This window comes from Kitasatospora herbaricolor (assembly GCF_030813695.1).
GTDB lineage: Bacteria > Actinomycetota > Actinomycetes > Streptomycetales > Streptomycetaceae > Kitasatospora > Kitasatospora herbaricolor.
This window is the reverse complement of sequence record NZ_JAUSVA010000002.1, coordinates 6,157,445-6,172,058: the sequence shown is the minus strand read 5'-3', so window position 1 is coordinate 6,172,058 and position 14,614 is coordinate 6,157,445. Positions and strand designations below refer to the sequence as shown.

The following is a 14,614-nucleotide window of genomic DNA, read 5'->3' as shown; positions in this document are numbered from 1 at the left end:
GTTGGGTGAAGAAGAAGGACGATCGGCCTGCGGGCCGCAGCGGCCGGACGCGACACGGGAGACGCCACCATGGGCATGATGGACAACCTCAAGGGCAAGGCCGAGGAGCTCAAGGAGAAGGCCAGCGAACTCACCGGCAAGCACAACGAGCAGATCGACCACGCGGTCGACAAGGCCGGCGACGCGATCGACAAGGTCACCAAGGGCAAGTACAGCGAGAAGATCGAGCACGGGACCACGAAGGCCAAGGACGCGGTGGACGGCTTCGCGCACCGTCCGCACCCGGACGGCGGCACCGGCGGCACCGCGGGAAACGGCCAGCGGCCGGGGGCCTGATCCCGCGCCGCGGCCCCGGGGCGCCTCGGCGGTGACGCGACGCGGCCGCGCCGGTAAACGGCGGGCGGGGCCGGAGCCGGCGGGGCGCAGCGGGGCGGCAGCGGCCCGGGACGACGCCCGGGGCCGGCCGCGACGGCGTCAGCGCCAGGAGGCCACGAAGTAGCCGACGCCGTACGGCGCGTCCTGGTAGCCGAGCCGGGCCCGCAGCTCGGTGCCCTCGGCGGCGCCCGCCAGCACCTGCCAGGGGGCCCGGCCGTCGGCCTGCAGTTCGGCGCCGAGCCGGGCGTCCAGGGCGGCCAGCGCGGCCAGGTCAGCGGAGCCGAGGGCCCGCGCGACGGCGGCGTCGTACTCCTCGGCGCGCTCGTCGAAGTAGCCCGGCGCCTTCACCGAGCGGCAGGTGCTGCCGTCCCCCATCACCAGCAGCCCGACCCGGTCGGCGAGGCCGGCCAGGCCCTTGCCGAGGCCGGTCATCCGGTCGGCGGGCGAGTCGGCCGGGACGGCGCAGGCGTGCGTCGGCAGCGCCACGCCCGCCCGGTCCAGCAGCCAGGCGCCGACCGTGAGCGCGGGCGTGAGTTCCGGGCCGTCGACACCGCCGGACGGCAGCCGGACGGCCAGCCCGACCCCGAAGCGGCGGAACGAGCCGGCCCCGCCCTCGGTCCACACCTCGGGCTCGGGCCCGGTGCCGACCACGACGATCAGCTCCGGCCCGGCAGCCACCAGCTCCGCGACCGCCTCCGCGCAGGCCGCGCGCAGCGGCTCCAGCTCGGCCGCCGCACCGGCGGCGACCTCCGGCACGAGCAGCGGCGGACTGGGGCACACGGCGGCGGCTACGAGCATGCCGATCACTCTATCCGGGCCGGCTCCGGGCCGGGGCAGGTCCCGCCGACGACTGCCGACGGCTCCGGGCCCGCCCGCGTACGCCGACGGCCCGGCGGGGTCCCCGCCGGGCCGTCGGTGCGGCGCTCCGCCGCCGAACCGCTCGCTCAGTCCCCGCAGCAGGCGCTCGCCGGGGCGGCGGCCGGCGGCGCGGGCGCACCGATCCCGGGCAGGCCCAGCATCACGCCGGCAGGCTTGGCGGCCGGGGCGGCCTGGCGCTTCTCCCAGGCGTCGCCCGCCCGGGTGCGGCGCACCGCGAGGGTCGGGCCCTCGGCGAGCAGGTGGTGCGGCGCGGCGTAGGTGATCTCGACCGTCACCACGTCACCGGGGCGCACCGGCGACGCGGGCCGGGTGAAGTGCACCAGCCGGTTGTCGGGCGCGCGGCCGGAGAGCCGGTCGGTGCGGTCGTCCTTCTTGCCCTCGCCCTCGGCGACCAGGATCTCCAGGGTGCGGCCGACCTGCTTCTTGTTCTCCTCCCAGGAGATCTCCTCCTGGAGGGCGATCAGCCGGTTGTAGCGCTCCTGCACCACGGCCTTGGGGATCTGGCCGTCCATGTCGGCGGCCGGGGTCCCGGGGCGCTTGGAGTACTGGAAGGTGAAGGCGTTGGCGAAGCGGGCCTCGCGGACCGTGTGCATGGTCTGCTCGAAGTCCTCCTCGGTCTCGCCGGGGAAGCCCACGATGATGTCGGTGGAGATGGCGGCGTCCGGCATCGCCTCGCGCACCTTGCGGATGATCCCGAGGAACCGCTCCTGCCGGTACGAGCGGCGCATCGCCTTCAGCACCGTGTCCGAGCCGGACTGCAGCGGCATGTGCAGCTGGTGCATCACGTTCGGGGTCTCGGCCATCGCGGCGATCACGTCGTCGGTGAAGTCGCGCGGGTGCGGCGAGGTGAAGCGGATCCGCTCCAGGCCCTCGATCTGCCCGGCGGCGCGCAGCAGCTTGGAGAACGCCTCGCGGTCGCCCAGGTCGGAGCCGTAGGAGTTGACGTTCTGGCCGAGCAGGGTGACCTCGATGACGCCCTCGCCGACCAGCGCCTCGATCTCGGCGAGGACGTCGCCGGGGCGGCGGTCCTCCTCCTTGCCGCGCAGCGCGGGCACGATGCAGAAGGTGCAGGTGTTGTTGCAGCCGACCGAGATGGCCACCCACGCCGCGTAGGCGGACTCCCGGCGGGTCGGCAGCGTGGAGGGGAAGGTCTCCAGCGACTCCAGGATCTCCACCTGGGCCTGCTGCTCGATCCGGGCCCGCTCCAGCAGCGCCGGCAGGTGCCCGATGTTGTGGGTGCCGAAGACCACGTCGACCCACGGCGCCTTGCGCACGATGGTGTCGCGGTCCTTCTGCGCGAGGCAGCCGCCGACCGCGATCTGCATGCCCTTGTGGCGGGTCTTCGCCGGCGCCAGCTGGCCGAGGTTGCCGTACAGCTTGTTGTCGGCGTTCTCGCGCACCGCGCACGTGTTGAAGACCACCAGGTCGGGATCCCCGTCCGAGGTGGCCTTGACGTACCCCGCGTCCTCCAGCAGCCCGGACAGGCGCTCGGAGTCGTGGACGTTCATCTGGCAGCCGTACGTGACGACCTTGTAGCTCTTCAATCCGCTGTCACCGCTCACACAGACCAGGGTAAGGGCACGGCGTGCGGCCCCTTCCTGACCGGTGCGAAGTCCCGCCCCCGCCCCGGGGCCCGGGCCCTCGGCCCCGGGCCGCGCGGCATCACAACTCGGTCCCTTCACCGGGGCGACCCCTCCCGTTCTCCCCGCCGGGCTGGCAGTATCCCCCCATGACCGCCTCCCCCACCGCCCGCCTCGGCGCCGCCGCCCGCGCGGCCGCCCGCAGCCGGCTGTGGCGCGTCGTGCTGGCCCTGGTGCTGGTGCTGGCGGCGCTGGGCGGCTGGTGGCTGTCGGCCGCGGGATCTCCGGGGTACCCGCGCGGGGAGACCGGTTTCGCGACCGGCGTCCAGCGCGGGGTGTACGACCGCTACGGCCAGCTGCTCCAGGAGCACGTGGCCGGGGCGATGCCCGGCGTCCGGCTGCGGCTGGACAATTCGCAGGGCTCGCTGGACAACCTGGAGCGGGTGACGTCCGGGCGGGACGACTTCGCGATCGCGACCGCCGACTCGGTGGCGAAGTACTCGGGGCCGGGCAAGGACCGGCTGCGGGCGATCGCCCGGCTCTACGACGACTACCTGCAGCTGGTCGTCCCGGCGGATTCGCCGGTGCAACGGACGGCCGACCTCAAGGGCCTGCGGGTGGGGGTCGGGCAGTCGCTCTCCGGGGTCAACCTGGTGACCCGGCGGCTGCTGGCGGCGGCCGGGCTGGACCCGGACAAGGACGTCCGGCCGTCGATGCTCGGGGTCGGGGACGCCGCCGACCAGCTGCAGGCCGGCCGGCTGGACGCGTTCTTCTGGTCCGGCGGACTGCCCACCAGCGCGCTGACCGACCTGTCGGAGCACTTCCGGATCAAGTTCGTACCGCTCGGCGACCTCGCGGAGATCGTCCACCAGGTGGAGGGCGGCGGGACGGACGCCTACCGGGCCGCGACGATCCCCAGCAACACCTACCCGAAGGCCGGGCCGACCGAGCCGGTCTCCACCGTCGCGGTGCCCAACCTGCTGGTCACCCGGGACGACGTCGACACCGGCCTGGTGCAGGGCATGACCCGGGCGGTGATAGACAGCCGCGACCGGATCGGCTCCCAGGTGCACGCCGCCCAGCTGGTGGACCTGCGCACCGCCGTCTACACCGATCCGCTGCCGCTGCACGAGGGAGCCCGGCGGTACTACCGCTCGGTCAAGCCGTAGCCGCGGGCACGGAAGCGGTCGGCCGTGGCCACGGGCACGGTGGGCCCCGCCCCCGGCGGCCCCGCGGCCGGCTCAGTCCCCGGCGCGGCGCGGGACGGCGAGCGTCACCGCCAGGCCGGTCGGCTCGACCGGCCCGAAGGACAGCGAGCCGCCGCCGGCCAGCAGCAGGGTGCGGGCGATCGACAGCCCGAGGCCCGAACCGTCCACGTTCTGGTGCCGGGGGCTGCGCCAGAAGCGGTCGCCGACCCGGGCCAGCTCCTCATCGGTCAGGCCGGGGCCCGCGTCGTACACGGTGACGGCGACCTCCCGGCGGCGCACCGCGACCAGCAGCCGCACCGGGGCGCCGCGCGGCGAGAACTTGAGCGCGTTGTCCAGCACCGCGTCCAGCGCGCTGCCGAAGCCGATCGGGTCGGCCATGCCCAGGGCCAGCGGCGGGCCGTCCCAGACCAGCTCGACGCCGCGCTGGGCGGCGACCGGGCGCCAGGCGTCCATCCTGGCCAGCACCAGCGCGGTGAGGTCGGTCGGCTCGGGCTCCGGCCGGGCGTGCTCGGCGGTGGCCAGCCCCAGCAGGTCGTCCAGCACCCGGGCCAGCCGCACCCCCTCCTCGCGGACCCCGCCGAGCTCCTCGTCGTGGCCGTCCGGCAGCTCCAGCCCGAGCAGCTCGACCCGCAGCAGCAGGGCCGCCAGCGGGTTGCGCAGCTGGTGCGAGGCGTCCGCCACGAAGGCCTTCTGCTGGTCGAGGGCGAGCACCACGTGGTCCGCCATCTCGTTGAAGGAGCCGGCCAGCCGCTGCAGCTCGGGCGGACCGCCGCCGGGGGCGACCCGGGCGTTCATCCGGCCGGTGGCGATGTCGTGGGTGGCCCGGTCCAGGGTGCGCACCGGGCGCAGCACCCACTCGGTCAGCCGGATCGCCAGCAGCACCGCGACGATCATCGCGGCGGCCTCGCCGGCCCCGATGAACAGCCAGCGGTTCAGCACCCGGGAGCGCAACGGGCCGGTCGGGGACTCGGTGAGCACGACCGCGACCACGTCGCCGTCACGGACCACCGGCGCGGCGACGGCGAGCGTACGGTCCGGGGTCCACGGCCAGACCTGCGGCGGGTTGTGGCTGCGCCGCCCGTCCAGGGCCTCCTGGAAGGCCTGGGCACCCCATCCGGTGGTCGGAGCCTGCCAGCCCGCCGGGGCGATCGCGATGGCGCTGCCGTCGCGGGCGAAAAGGCCGATCCGGGCCCCGTACAGCTCGTGGTAGCGGGCGACCTCGGCCCGCAGGGCGTGCCGCCGGCTGGTGTCGCTGGTGGCCTGGGCGGTGGCCGTCTGCGGGGTGCCGGCGGCCGCGGCGGCCGGCGCCGGGTCGGGCAGGTCCTGGGCGAACCGGGCCGCGTCGTCGAGCCGGTCGACCACCACCCGGCTCTGCTCGGCGGCGGCGACGGCGGCCCCGAGCGGCAGCCCGAGGGCGGCCAGCACGCAGGCCATCAGGGAGAGCAGGATGCCCAGCAGGCGGGTGCGCACGGGCCGTCAGTGCTCCGGGGCGTTCGGGGGCGTCCCGGTGGCGGGCGCGGACGGGCTCGCCCCGGGCGCCGGGGCGGCGGCCGGGGACTCCGGGATCAGGCGGTAGCCGACGCCCCGGACGGCCTCGACCAGCCCGGGCAGCGCGAGCTTGGTGCGCAGCGAACCGATGTGCACCTCCAGGGTGCGGCCGTTGCCCTCCCAGCCGCTGCGCCAGACCTCGCTGAAGATCTGCTCCCGCCGGTAGACCACGCCGGGGCTCTGCGCGAGCAGGGCCAGCAGGTCGAACTCCTTGCGGGTGAGGGGGACGTCGCGCCCGTCGACGCTGACCCTGCGCCGTTCGCGGTCGATCCGGATGCCGCGTGACTCCAGCGGCCCGCGGGGCGCGGGCAGGGCGTCGTCGTCCACCGCGACGGCGGCCGCGGCGGGTGCCGCGCCACGGCGGGCCACCGCGTGGATGCGGGCGAGCAGCTCCCCCATGTCGTACGGCTTGGTGACGTAGTCGTCGGCGCCGAGGTTGAGGCCGTGGATCCGGGAGCGGATGTCGGCCCGCGCCGTCACCATGATCACCGGGACGCCGCTGCCGGCCCGGATCCGGCTGCAGACCTCGAAGCCGTCGCGGTCGGGCAGCCCGAGGTCGAGCAGCACCACCCGGTAGGGATCGTTGCCGTCGGGCACCAGCGCGTCGAGGGCCTCGTGCCCGCTCCGGGCATGCCTGACCTGGAAGCCGTGCCGGCCCAGTACCGCGACCAGTGCCGCCGCGACGCGTTCGTCGTCCTCGACGAGGAGCAGTCGCATGGTGTTCCTCCTTCCCGCCGGCTGGCCCTCGGCCGTCCCGCTCGGTTCTCCGGTCCCTCCCGGCGGCTTCCCGCCGGTCCGGCGGTCGGCCGGACGGACCCCGGTCCTGCGCAGTATGGGCCAGCAGGGCGGGCGGACGCCAGGCTCGGTCACGCTCGGCCACGGGGCGGACACCCGGACGGACGGTCCGTACCCGTGCGATCACCGGCCGCGGGCGGGCGGGCGGAGGCGTCCGGGCCGCTCGGCGGAGGCGGCGTGCCCGTGGTGTGGCCGGATCGTGATCCTCAAGTTCCGCTCAGATCGGCTGACGTGGCATCGTCACCACTTCTATGGTCGCCCCACCGGGGGCCGCGAGCTCCGCCGGCTTCCGGCCCCCGGTACTGCGCCGCCGTACTCGGCGGCTCTCCGGTTCCGCTGACGTCGATTCACCGGGCAGCGCATCATCAGTACTTCCGCCCAAGGGAGTTCCCCCAGGGCCGACACGAGGGAGCACGTCGCGATGAGCACGAGCATCGTCAAGGACCTCGCCCCCGGTGCGGCCCCACTGGTCGTCCTGGACGGCGTGAACAAGCACTTCGGCGCCCTGCACGTGCTCCAGGACATCAACCTGGAGATCGCGCAGGGCGAGGTCGTGGTGCTGATCGGCCCGTCCGGCTCCGGCAAGTCGACGCTGTGCCGCACCATCAACCGTCTGGAGACGGTCGACTCCGGCACCATCACCATCGACGGCCGCCCGCTGCCCGCCGAGGGCCGCGAGCTGGCCCGGCTGCGTGCCGAGGTCGGCATGGTGTTCCAGAGCTTCAACCTGTTCGCGCACAAGACCGTGCTGGAGAACGTGGTGCTGGGCCAGGTCAAGGTGCGCAAGGTGCCCCGCGCGCAGGCCGAGGCGACCGCCCGCGAACTGCTGGAGCGGGTCGGCGTGGCCGCGCAGGCCGACAAGCTCCCGGCCCAGCTGTCCGGCGGGCAGCAGCAGCGGGTGGCGATCGCCCGCGCCCTCGCGATGAACCCCAAGGTCATGCTGTTCGACGAGCCGACCTCGGCCCTCGACCCGGAGATGATCAACGAGGTGCTGGAGGTGATGCGCAGGCTCGCCGCCGAAGGCATGACGATGGTCGTCGTCACCCACGAGATGGGCTTCGCGCGCTCCGCCGCCAATCGCGTCCTCTTCATGGCCGACGGCCGGATCGTCGAGGAGAACACCCCCGAAGCCTTCTTCACCGCCCCGCGCAGCGACCGCGCCAAGGACTTCCTTTCGAAGATCCTGCACCACTGACAGCGCAGTTGATCCAGTATCAGTGTGCCGGTGGTGGCCGGCCCGAAAGCCGCGCCACCCCCGTCACGCACGGAACTTCCCGATCCCAGCGCCCGGTTGACCGCGGCCCTGCCCCGAGGAGAGCAACCCTCATGAGGACTCGTCACATCATCGCCGCCACGCTCTGTGTCGTCGCGCTCACCGCGACCACCGCCGCCTGCGGCAAGAGCGGCACTCCGGGCGACAGCGCCGCGGGCGCCTCCGCCGCGCCGAAGCTGCCGACCTACCAGGTCAAGGCCGACGCCAAGGTGGAGGGCTCGAAGACCTTCGACGCGGCCAAGAGCCGCGGCAAGCTGATCATCGGCGCCAAGGCCGACCAGCCCTTCCTCGGCTTCGAGGACCTCAGCACCAACACCCGCAACGGTTTCGACATCGAGATCGCCAAGATGATCGCCGCCGACCTCGGCTTCTCCGCCGACAAGATCGAGTGGAAGACGATCGCCTCGGCGAACCGCGAGACCGAGATCAAGGGCGGCGGCATCGACTACTACGTCGGCACCTACAGCATCACCGACACCCGCAAGACCTCGGTCTCCTTCGCCGGCCCGTACTACATCGCCGGCCAGGACCTGCTGGTGAACAAGGACAACACCGAGATCACCGGCCCGGAGTCGGTCAAGGGCAAGAACGTCTGCACGGTCACCGGCTCCACCTCGATCAAGCAGATCGAGCCCTACGGCGCCAAGATCACCCAGTACGAGACCTACTCGCAGTGCGTCGACAAGCTGCTCACCAAGGAGGTCGACGCGGTCACCACCGACGACTCGATCCTCAAGGGCTACGCGGCCAAGAACGCCGGCAAGTTCAAGCTCGTCGGCAAGCCGTTCACCAAGGAGAACTACGGCGTCGGCCTGGGCAAGGACGACAAGGCGCTGCGCGACGCGATCAGCGACGCGCTGAAGGCCCACGAGGACAACGGCGACTGGAAGAAGGCCTACGACGCCACCCTCGGCCTCTCCGGCTCCCCCGCCGAGATCCCGGCCCTGAACCGCTACTGATCCCCCTTTTCCGACCAACTCCCGATCGAGAGGAGGGCCGCCGGCATGGACATCCTGTTCGAGCACGGCAACTTCGCGCTGCTTCGCGACGGCTTCCTGCAGACGGTCGAGCTGAGCGCGCTGGCCGCACTGCTCGCCCTGCTGCTGGGCACCCTGCTGGCGGCCTTCCGGGTCTCGCCGGTACCGGTCCTGCGCGCGTTCGGCGCCGTCTGGGTGACGGTGTTCCGCAACACGCCGCTGACCCTGCTGTTCCTGGCCGCGGTGTTCACCCTGCCGCGGCTGGACGTCCGGTTCAGCCCCTTCACCTTCGCGGTGCTGGCGCTCGGCTTCTACACCGCGGCCTTCGTCTGCGAGGTGCTGCGCTCCGGCATCAACACCGTCCCGCTCGGGCAGGCCGAGGCCGCCCGCAGCCTGGGCATGACCTTCGGGCAGACCCTGCGCCTGGTGATCCTGCCGCAGGCCGCGAAGACCGTGATGGGCCCGATGAGCAGCGTCTTCATCGCCCTGCCCAGGAACTCCGCGATCGCGGGCGCCTTCAGCGTGGCCGAGCTGTTCCAGGCCCAGGCCTCGCTGACCGACCTCGGCTACCCGATCGTGGTGATCTTCTTCTGGGTGGCCCTGCCGTACCTGGCGATCAGCGCCTCGGTCGGCGTGCTGTTCCACTACCTCCCGCAGATCGTCGCGGCCGCCGGCCGGCTGGTCCGCGGCCTGTCCGAGCGCGGCACCCCCGTACGGACCGAAACCGTGGAGGCGAACCAGTGAGCTCCTCCCGCTCCGCCTCGGCCAGCGTCCTCTACGACGCGCCCGGCCCGCGCGCCCGCACCCGCTACCGGGCCTTCGGCGCCCTCGCCGTGCTCGGCATCGCCGGGCTGCTCTGGTACGCCTACTACAAGCTGGACAGCACCGGCCAGTTCGCCCCCGAGCTGTGGGAGCCGTTCCAGTACACGGCCGTGCAGCAGCGGATCCTGGACGGACTGCTGGCCACCCTCAAGGCCTTCGCCCTGGCCGCCGTCCTGTCGCTGCTGCTGGGCGCGCTGCTGGCGGCCGGCCGGCTGTCGGACCACAAGCCGGTCCGCGCGGTCTCCACCGCCGTCGTGCAGTTCTTCCGCGCGATGCCGCTGCTCATCATGATCTTCGCGCTGTACCGCGGCCTCTTCGCCGGCGACCCGTTCTGGGCCCTGGTCACCGGGCTGACGCTGTACAACGGCTCGGTCCAGGCCGAGATCATCCGCTCCGGCATCGAGGCCGTCCCCCGTGGGCAGAGCGAGGCCGCCTACGCCCTGGGCATGGGCAAGAGCCAGGTGATGCTGAGCATCCTGGTGCCGCAGGCGGTCCGCTCGATGCTGCCCGCGATCATCAGCCAGATGGTGGTCACCCTCAAGGACACCTCGCTCGGGTTCGTCATCACCTACCCCGAGCTGCTGTACGCCATCAAGATCATCGCCAGCAACAGCACCGGCTACCCCTACGTCCCGACCGTCCTGGTGGCCACTCCGATCTACATCGCGATGTGCCTCCTGCTGACCGCGCTCGCCCGCTGGATCGAGGCGCGCGGACGCCGCGGCGCGAACCGGCGTACACCGGTCCCTGCTTGACGGACACGCAGGTGATCTGTTGCATTGCTCTTCGTGACACCACCCGGGACCATCCTCGCGGCATATGACGCCCCCTCGACCCGAGCGTCGGCCTGCCGCCGCCCGGCCGGGCCGGAGGTCCCCCCGTGGACCCGGTGATCGTGGTCGGGGCCGGGCCGGTCGGCCTGGCCCTGGCCCTCGCCCTCGCCCGGCACGAGGTTCCGACCGTCGTCCTGGACGAGGGCACCGGCCTGTGCCCCGAAGGGCCCCGCAGCGTCGTCCTCGGCAGCGACACCACCGCCCTGCTCACCCGCCTCGGCTACGCCCGGGCCGCCTCCGACGCCGCCCGCTGGGACAGCTTCACCGTCTGGCGCCGCCGCCAGGAGGTCCTCCGGGTGGACCTCACCCGCACCCCCGCCCTCCACCTCCCGCAGCACCGCCTCCAGCGCGGCCTGCGGGACGCCCTCACCGCCACCCCGCTGGTCCAGCTCGCCCCGCTCAGCCGGGTGGTCGAACTCGAACAGGACCGCGACGGCGTCAGCGTCCGCACCCGCAACCCCCAGGACGGCACCGAGACCTGGTGGCGCGGCAGCCACCTGGTCGGCTGCGACGGCGCCCGCTCGGCCGTCCGCAAGCTCCTCAAGATCCGCTTCCCCGGCCGCCCGGCCGTCGACCGGCACGCCGTCGCCACCGTCCGGGTCGACCTGCCCTTCGCCGGCGAGGCCAGACTGCACCGCGAACCCCCCTGGCGCGGCGACCGCGAAGCCTCCGCCCGCCCCCTCCCGGACGGCCTCTGGCGGCTGGACTGGCGACTGCCCCCCGGCCGGCCCGCCCCCACCGAACCGGTCGACCCGCACGCCACCTGGCCCGGCATCGTCACCGGCGACACCCTGCTCGCCCGGGTGAAGGCCACCCTCACCGGCTGGTGCGGCGAACTCCCCCGCTACGACCTGCTCGCCGCCGCCGACCACACCGCCCAGCAGCGCCTCGCCGCCCGCTTCCGCAGCGGCCGCTGCTTCCTGGCCGGCGACGCCGCCCACCTGCACGGGGCACTGGGCATGCAGAACCTCGCCGACGGCCTGCGGGACGCGGACAACCTGGCCTGGCGGCTCGCCCTGGCCTGGCACCTCCCGCCGCACGCCGGCGGCCCGCAGCCCGGCGGCGCCCTGCTCGACGGGTACGAGGCCGAACGCCGGGGCGCCGTCGGCGCCCGGCTGCGCGCGGTCGACCAGACCATGCCGCTGCTGCGCCCGCTGCGCGGCTGGCAGCAGACCCGCCGCTCGCTGCTCAGCGGCTCCTTCCGCAAGCACGCCCCGCTGCTCACCGACGGCCAGCTCGGCAGCGGACGCTTCGGCGGCGCGCCCGCCTATCCGGCGGCGCCCTCCGGCGTCCCCGGCCGGGTGCCGGTGCAGCGCAACGCCGGCCGCGGCACCACCCTGTCCGAACTGCTGCCGGCCACCGCGCCCGGCGTGCTCGTCCCCGACCTGCCGGTGCTCGCCATGGACGGCGCCGCCGACCAGCTGCGCGCCCGGCTCGGCGGGACCTTCCTGCTCCTGCTGGTCGCCCCCGGCACCGCCGTCTGGTCGGCCCAGCACTGGCTGGGCGCCGGCCTGATGCCCCGGCTGGCCGAGGTCGCCGCCGCCCTTCCGGTGCCCGCGGAAGTCCTGGTCACCGAGGACTACCCCGGCGCCGCGCCGCACACCGTGCTGCTGATCCGGCCCGACGGGCACCTGGTCGGCACCACCCAGGGCTGCCACGCCGAGGGCCTGCTGGCGCTGGCCGACGACGCCCGCGGTGGCCCGGCGCCGCTGCCGGGCACCCCGGAGCCGGCCGCCTGAGGGCGGCCCCGGGCGGCGGACCGGTGCCCGCCGCCGCGGCCCGCGCTACCGGGCGACGGCGGTGACCCGGCTCTCCCGCACCACCGTGATCCGTATCTGCCCCGGGTAGGTCAGCTCCTGCGCGACCCGCTTGGCCACCTCCCGGGCGATCACCTGGGCCCGAAGGTCGTCCACCACCTCCGGCTGCACCATCACCCTCACCTCGCGCCCCGCCTGCATCGCGAAGACCTTCGAGACCCCGTCGTGGGCCGCCGCGATCTCCTCCAGCCGCTCCAGCCTGCGCACGTACGTCTCCACCGCCTCGCGGCGCGCCCCCGGCCGGCCGCCCGAGCAGGCGTCCGCCGCCTGGGTCAGCACCGCCTCCACCGTCTTCGGGTCCACCTCGCCGTGGTGCGCCTCGATGGCGTGCACGACCTCCGAGGACTCCCCGTGCCGCCGGGCCAGCTCCGCCCCGATCGCCGCGTGGCTGCCCTCGACCTCGTGGGTGAGCGCCTTCCCGATGTCGTGCAGCAGCGCCGCCCGCCGCACCAGCACCGCGTCCACCCCCAGCTCGTCCGCCATCATCCCGCCGATGTGGGCCGACTCCACCAGGTGCCCGAGCACGTTCTGGCCGTACGACGTGCGGTACCGCAGGGTGCCGAGCAGCCGGACCAGCTCCGGTGCCATCTCACCGACCCTGGCCGCCAGCAGAGCGTCCTCCCCGGCCCGGACGCAGAGCCGCTCGACCTCCGCCCGGCTGCGCTCGTGGACCTCCTCGATCCGCACCGGATGGATCCGCCCGTCCGCGACCAGCGTCTCCAGGGTGAGCCGCGCGGTCTCCCGGCGGACCGGGTCGAAGCAGGACAGCTGCACCGACTCCGGGGTGTCGTCGACGATCAGGTTGACCCCGGTGACCGCTTCGAAGGCCCGGATGTTGCGCCCCTCCCGCCCGATGATCCGACCCTTCATGTCCTCCCCCGGCAGCCGGAACACCGACACCACCGTCTCGGCGGTCTGCTCGCTGGCCAGCCGCTGGATCGCCCCGGCGATGATCTCGCGGGCCCGGCCGTCGGCCTCCGCCTTGGCCGTCCGCTCGATCTCCCGCACGGAGACGGCCGCCTCGCGCCGGGCCTCCGCCTCGGCCTCGCGGACCAGCTCGGCCCGGGCGCTCTCGGCGCTCAGCCCGGCGACCCGCTCCAGCGCGGCCCGGCGCCCGGCCTCGAGTTCGCGGACGACGGCCCGCTCCCGGGCCAGCTCGGCCGCCCGCCCGGCGGTCTCCTCCTCCAGGGCGCGCACCCGGCGCAGTTCCTCGGCCAGCCGCTCCTCGCGCCGGTCCAGTTCGCCGCGCAACTGCGCGGTCCGGGCCTGGGCCCACTCCCTGGCCTGCTCGCTCTCGCCGGCGGCCCGGCGCTGGGCCGCCTGGAGTCGGCGGATCATCAGCCAGGTCGCACCGAGGACGGCGACCAGGACTCCCGCCAACACCAGGGAAGCGACCGATCCGGCACCCACCGCGATCTTCATCCAGCCCACTCCCCGTCCCTGCGCGCTCAGCTGTCACGGCGGTGAGGGGCCTGCCGGGGCTCGGGACGCCGGCCGGTGAGGCGCTCAGCCTCGGTTGCGGGGCATTCGGCAAGTGGAGCAAGCCGCCCGGGGCCGACTCCGGCCGTACCCGCGCATGCCCGCCCGCTACGTGGTCGAAGTGCTCCCTCACTGCTTGCGAGGCTAAGCGCAGGTTACGAAACGGTCAAGATGCGATCGAGAGTTGACTTCGGCTCTCCCTGACGCGACATCACCAGTCGCCGGTGCCCGGGTCGTCGTCCTCCTCGCCCAGTGCCTCGCGGACCACCCGGTAGGCCAGGCCCTCCGAGTAGCCCCGCCGGGCCAGCATGCCGACCAGCCGGCGCGTCCGGGCCTGTCGGTCCAGCCCCTTGGTGGCGCGCAGCTTCCGCTCGACCAGGGCGCGGGCCGCCTGCGCCTCCTCGTCCGGGCCCAGCCGGGCCATCGCCTGCTCGACCAGCTCACCGGCCACGCCCCTGGTCCGCAGCTCCTGCGCCAGCGCCCGGCGGGCCAGCCCCCGGGCGGCGTGCCGCGACTCGACCCAGGCGTCGGCGTAGGCGGCATCGTCGATCAGCCCGACCTCTTCGAGTCGGGTGAGCACCTCATCGGCGACCTCGTCCGGGATCTCGCGCTTGCGCAGCGCGTCCGCGAGCTGCTTGCGGGTCTTGGCCGTGCCGGTGAGCAGGCGCAGGCAGATGTCCCTGGCCCGGCCCGCCGGGTCGGCCGGCTCCTCCCGCCGGGCGGCCGCCGGCTCACGCTCGCCGGCCGAGCGGTCCTTCTGCCGGCGCCCGCCGGAGCGGCGGCCACCGGCCCGCCCGCCGTACTCCCGGTCGTGGTCGTCGGCGTGCTGCTCGTCGGCGAGCCGCCCCGCATCGTCCTCCGGGTCGTGGTCGGCCCCGGTGTCGCCGAAGGGCGGACGTCCGGGAGCCGGGCGGCCGGCCCGCCTGCCTGCCGCGGCCCGGCCCCGGGAGGGCGTGGCCGGGGCGGAGTCAGGCCCGCCCGCACCCGCCGGGCCGGACTCCTCCTCCAGCGCGGAGCGGCGCCGGCGC

Annotated in this window: 13 protein-coding genes; 7 read left to right on the top strand and 6 right to left on the bottom strand. The window is 74.3% G+C overall.

Features of this window, described 5'->3' with window-relative positions; genetic code table 11:
* Positions 1-69: 69 nt before the first annotated feature.
* Positions 70-336: an antitoxin gene (locus J2S46_RS27205; protein ID WP_191291966.1), complete on the top strand. Its 267-nt coding sequence runs from the start codon at positions 70-72 to the stop codon at positions 334-336.
* A 138-nt stretch (positions 337-474) separates the two neighbouring features.
* Here the strand turns inward: J2S46_RS27205 and J2S46_RS27200 are convergent, their stop codons facing one another.
* Complete coding sequence (locus tag J2S46_RS27200; protein ID WP_191291967.1) at positions 475-1,173, bottom strand: class III extradiol dioxygenase subunit B-like domain-containing protein; 699 nt, start codon at positions 1,171-1,173, stop codon at positions 475-477.
* Between the two features lie 146 nt (positions 1,174-1,319).
* Entirely contained in the window at positions 1,320-2,816 is a 1,497-nt protein-coding gene (gene miaB, locus J2S46_RS27195) for a tRNA (N6-isopentenyl adenosine(37)-C2)-methylthiotransferase MiaB (RefSeq protein WP_268255714.1), read from the bottom strand.
* A gap of 167 nt (positions 2,817-2,983) precedes the next feature.
* On the opposite strand from miaB, the gene J2S46_RS27190 reads away from it, so the two are divergent.
* Entirely contained in the window at positions 2,984-4,003 is a 1,020-nt protein-coding gene (locus J2S46_RS27190) for a TAXI family TRAP transporter solute-binding subunit (protein WP_191291968.1), read from the top strand.
* Between the two features lie 72 nt (positions 4,004-4,075).
* Here J2S46_RS27190 and J2S46_RS27185 read toward each other — a convergent pair whose 3' ends face one another.
* Both J2S46_RS27185 and J2S46_RS27180 read right to left on the bottom strand, forming a co-directional pair.
* Complete coding sequence (locus J2S46_RS27185) at positions 4,076-5,512, bottom strand: sensor histidine kinase (RefSeq protein ID WP_191291969.1); 1,437 nt, start codon at positions 5,510-5,512, stop codon at positions 4,076-4,078.
* A gap of 6 nt (positions 5,513-5,518) precedes the next feature.
* Complete coding sequence (locus J2S46_RS27180; protein WP_191291970.1) at positions 5,519-6,307, bottom strand: response regulator transcription factor; 789 nt, start codon at positions 6,305-6,307, stop codon at positions 5,519-5,521.
* A gap of 499 nt (positions 6,308-6,806) precedes the next feature.
* Between J2S46_RS27180 and J2S46_RS27175 the strand changes: the two genes are divergently transcribed.
* The 5 genes from J2S46_RS27175 to J2S46_RS27155 all read left to right on the top strand — a co-directional run bounded on the left by J2S46_RS27175 (position 6,807) and on the right by J2S46_RS27155 (position 12,029).
* Entirely contained in the window at positions 6,807-7,580 is a 774-nt protein-coding gene (locus tag J2S46_RS27175) for an amino acid ABC transporter ATP-binding protein (protein WP_073924820.1), read from the top strand.
* 131 nt (positions 7,581-7,711) lie between these two features.
* Positions 7,712-8,617, top strand: coding sequence for a glutamate ABC transporter substrate-binding protein (locus J2S46_RS27170; protein WP_073924819.1), 906 nt, complete (start codon positions 7,712-7,714; stop codon positions 8,615-8,617).
* Between the two features lie 45 nt (positions 8,618-8,662).
* Positions 8,663-9,379, top strand: a complete 717-nt coding sequence (locus J2S46_RS27165) for an amino acid ABC transporter permease (RefSeq protein WP_191291971.1) — start codon at positions 8,663-8,665, stop codon at positions 9,377-9,379.
* Entirely contained in the window at positions 9,376-10,212 is an 837-nt protein-coding gene (locus tag J2S46_RS27160) for an amino acid ABC transporter permease (RefSeq protein WP_191291972.1), read from the top strand. The genes J2S46_RS27165 and J2S46_RS27160 overlap by 4 nt, the downstream gene beginning before the upstream one ends.
* A gap of 125 nt (positions 10,213-10,337) precedes the next feature.
* The gene (locus tag J2S46_RS27155) at positions 10,338-12,029 is read left to right on the top strand and encodes an FAD-dependent monooxygenase (RefSeq protein ID WP_191291973.1); all 1,692 of its coding nucleotides are present in this window, start codon (positions 10,338-10,340) and stop codon (positions 12,027-12,029) included.
* Positions 12,030-12,074: 45 nt separating this feature from the next.
* Here the strand turns inward: J2S46_RS27155 and rny are convergent, their stop codons facing one another.
* Positions 12,075-13,529 carry a ribonuclease Y gene (gene rny / locus J2S46_RS27150; RefSeq protein WP_191291974.1) on the bottom strand — a complete coding sequence of 485 codons (1,455 nt, stop codon included), beginning with the start codon at positions 13,527-13,529 and terminating at the stop codon, positions 12,075-12,077.
* A gap of 268 nt (positions 13,530-13,797) precedes the next feature.
* On the bottom strand, positions 13,798-14,595 hold the full coding sequence (locus J2S46_RS27145) for a regulatory protein RecX (RefSeq protein ID WP_191292001.1): 798 nt from the start codon (positions 14,593-14,595) through the stop codon (positions 13,798-13,800).
* Positions 14,596-14,614 lie beyond the last annotated feature (19 nt).

Bases quoted from the DNA above. Each gene is read 5' to 3' on its own strand.
- J2S46_RS27205 (WP_191291966.1), top strand. From the start codon at position 70: ATGGGCATGATGGACAACCTCAAGGGCAAGGCCGAGGAGCTCAAGGAG.
- J2S46_RS27200 (WP_191291967.1), bottom strand. From the start codon at position 1,173: ATGCTCGTAGCCGCCGCCGTGTGCCCCAGTCCGCCGCTGCTCGTGCCG.
- J2S46_RS27190 (WP_191291968.1), top strand. From the start codon at position 2,984: ATGACCGCCTCCCCCACCGCCCGCCTCGGCGCCGCCGCCCGCGCGGCC.
- J2S46_RS27180 (WP_191291970.1), bottom strand. From the start codon at position 6,307: ATGCGACTGCTCCTCGTCGAGGACGACGAACGCGTCGCGGCGGCACTG.
- J2S46_RS27175 (WP_073924820.1), top strand. From the start codon at position 6,807: ATGAGCACGAGCATCGTCAAGGACCTCGCCCCCGGTGCGGCCCCACTG.
- J2S46_RS27170 (WP_073924819.1), top strand. From the start codon at position 7,712: ATGAGGACTCGTCACATCATCGCCGCCACGCTCTGTGTCGTCGCGCTC.
- J2S46_RS27165 (WP_191291971.1), top strand. From the start codon at position 8,663: ATGGACATCCTGTTCGAGCACGGCAACTTCGCGCTGCTTCGCGACGGC.
- rny (WP_191291974.1), bottom strand. From the start codon at position 13,529: ATGAAGATCGCGGTGGGTGCCGGATCGGTCGCTTCCCTGGTGTTGGCG.